Below are 2,638 nucleotides of genomic sequence, written 5' to 3'. Positions count from 1 at the left end.
GGGCCGGCGTGGGCGCCGCGCCGGGCTTCGGCGCCGCGGGTCCACCGGAGCCGGGGCTCGACGGCGCGGAGTCGACTCCACCGTCGGACGGTGCGTGCGACGCCCGGAGACGTCGGACCACCGGGGCCTCGAGGGTCGACGATGCGGATTTGACGAACTCTCCCTGATCGCGGAGTTTCGTCAGAAGTTCTTTACTGGTGATACCGAACTCTTTTGCCAGCTCGTGTACCCGGGGCTTGCCTGCCACTGCTCTCCTCACTGCGAGGTCTTCACGGCAGGGCTGGCCGCGCGACCTCGGTCTACATTCGATGGACGTTCATCGCTGGAACTTCACGGTGTGCTCATCGTGTCTGGTCCGTTCCTTCTCTTGTGCTCCCCCGGTCGGCCCATGCGGCCGACGGGTGGTCTCGTGCTCACGACGATAGCGTCTCGAGCACCTCCGAGATCGCATCCTGGGACACGTTCCCGGCGACCCGCAGGGACCTGGTGAAGGCCTTGCGGTCGAGTGCTGTCGCGATGCACCGCTCGTCACGGTGCACCCAGGCTCCCCGCCCGACCGCTCGCCGGTCGGGGTCCGGCGAGAGGGCTGACGCCCGCGGATCGTGAACGATCCGCAGTAACCGGGAATCGGAATCCCGGCGGCGACAGCCGACGCAGGTCCTCACCGGACCCGGCACCTCGGCCGAGCCCTTCTGCTGGTCGTGATGCACCCGCATGAGGCCGCCTCGGTTTCTCGCCGTCCCTCCCACGCGAGTGGGTGGACGTGAAGTCACTGTGACATCTGGTGAGTCTACAGGTCGTTGACTATCGACACTAACGGCGCGCCCGACCGCGTGGACCGCGACCGTGCCGGACGTCACTCCGCGTCGCTGTGGATGTCGATCCGCCACTGCGTCAGCCGGTGGGCCAGGCGGGCGTTCTGCCCCTCCTTGCCGATCGCCAACGAGAGCTGGTAATCGGGGACCACGACGCGCGCAGCCCTCGTCTCGGCGTCCGCGACGGTCACGGAGATGACCTTCGCCGGAGAGAGCGCGTTACCCACGAACACCGTGGGGTCCTCGTCGAAGTCGACGATGTCGATCTTCTCTCCGTTGAGTTCCGCCATCACCGCCCGGACCCGGGCGCCGTTCGGCCCGATGCAGGCGCCCTTGGCGTTGAGGCCCGACACCGTCGTCTCCACGGCGATTTTGGTCCGGTGTCCGGCCTCGCGGGCGATCGCCGAGATCCGGACGGATCCGTCACCGATCTCCGGTACCTCCAGGGCGAAGAGTCCACGGACGAGATCGGGGTGGGTTCGCGACAGGGAGACGGAGGCACCGTGCGGCCCCTTGTGCACCCCCACGACGTGGCACTTGATGCGGTCGCCGTGCTGGTAGGTCTCGCCCGGGACCTGCTCGGCCGGTGCGATGGTGCCCTCGGTACCGCCGTTCTCGGGCCCGATGTGCACGACGACGATCCCCCGCGCGTTCGCACGGGAATCCGACTGGATGACCCCGCTGACCACCTCGCCCTCACGGGCGACCAGGTCGCCGTAGATCCGCTCGGTCTCGGCCTCGCGCAGGCGTTGCAGGATGATCTGCCGGGCCGTCGCCGCGGCCACCCGGCCGAAATCGGACGGGGTGGCGTCGAACTCGCCGATCCGATTGCCCTCGTCGTCTACCTCGGCCGCCATGACCGCGACGGTCCCGGCCTTCCGGTCGAGTTGGATCCGCGCGACGCGGTGCGCGTCATCGGTGCGCTTGTACGCGGTGAGCAGTGCGTTCTCCAGCGTCCGCACCAGGTCGTCCAGCGGGATCTCCCGCTCCTGGGACAACATGTTCAGCGCCGCCATGTCGATGTTCAACTGTCTTCTCCTTCTCGCACGCCACGTCCGGGGTCCGCGGGCTCCGACAGGAGGGCGAGTTCGTCCTCCGGAGCGGGCCGGAACTCGACCCGGATCACAGCGCGTGCCACGTCGTCCAACGGTACCGAGTCCACACGCATCCCACGACCCGACCTGCGGACCAGACGTACGGTCCCCTTCTCCTCGTCGAGGTCTCCGATCCGCCCGCGGGCGGGGCCGGTGACACCGTCGACGTAACTCACGTCGACCTGACGCCCGCGCGCCCGCCTCCAGTGCCTGGGTGCCTCGAGCGGGGCGCCCACGCCGCGGCTCGTCACCTCGAACGTCACGGCCCGGTCGGGCCCACCCCACTGTTCGGCGAGGTCGTCGAGGTCGGTGGACAGCGTCGCGAGATCGTCCAGTGTGACACCGGAGTCGCCGTCAACGACCACGGTCACGTGCCAGTCGGCGGCCCGTGAATCCTCCCGGATCTCCTCGAGTTCGAGTCCACGGTCGGCGACCGCTCTACGGATATGGGCCCTGTCGGGCTCGGGGACGATCACGTTGCTCCTGGCGTCGCTGCTGGTGGGTGCCGATCCGGATTGCGGACGGGCCGGATCACTGTACCGCCCCCGGTCCGGCGGCCGACGGGCCCTGGCAGGATGTCGGGGTGCCCGTTTCCTCCACCACCCCCGTGTCGCGCCGACGGTTCGTCGCGGTGACGGCGGTCGCCACCGGAGTGGCGGCCGCCGGGGGTTGCGCCCTGCCCCTGGTCGACGACGAGCCGGACCCCCTGGTGCCGTTGGCCGCGGCCGC

4 protein-coding genes are annotated in these 2,638 nt (G+C 69.5%); all 4 read right to left on the bottom strand.

What is annotated here, in order from left to right; genetic code table 11:
* Positions 1-247, bottom strand: a 247-nt coding sequence (locus G6018_RS03170; RefSeq protein WP_182638689.1) for a translation initiation factor IF-2 N-terminal domain-containing protein, incomplete at its 3' end; no start/stop codon positions are given.
* Between the two features lie 166 nt (positions 248-413).
* Positions 414-716: a YlxR family protein gene (locus G6018_RS03165; RefSeq protein WP_179525436.1), complete on the bottom strand. Its 303-nt coding sequence runs from the start codon at positions 714-716 to the stop codon at positions 414-416.
* Positions 717-856: 140 nt separating this feature from the next.
* Complete coding sequence (gene nusA / locus G6018_RS03160; protein WP_179525437.1) at positions 857-1,843, bottom strand: transcription termination factor NusA; 987 nt, start codon at positions 1,841-1,843, stop codon at positions 857-859.
* Positions 1,840-2,385 (bottom strand): ribosome maturation protein RimP, encoded by a 546-nt coding sequence (locus tag G6018_RS03155; protein ID WP_182638688.1) that lies wholly within the window; start codon positions 2,383-2,385, stop codon positions 1,840-1,842. The genes nusA and G6018_RS03155 overlap by 4 nt, the downstream gene beginning before the upstream one ends.
* Positions 2,386-2,638 lie beyond the last annotated feature (253 nt).

Source organism: Dietzia sp. DQ11-44, assembly GCF_014145205.1.
In the GTDB taxonomy this organism is placed as follows: Bacteria; Actinomycetota; Actinomycetes; order Mycobacteriales; family Mycobacteriaceae; genus Dietzia; species Dietzia natronolimnaea.
This window is presented reverse-complemented; position numbering and strand designations above follow the sequence as displayed.

What these genes read in the sequence shown, in the direction of transcription:
- G6018_RS03165 (WP_179525436.1), bottom strand. Translation starts at nt 716, where the DNA reads ATGCGGGTGCATCACGACCAGCAGAAGGGCTCGGCCGAGGTGCCGGGT.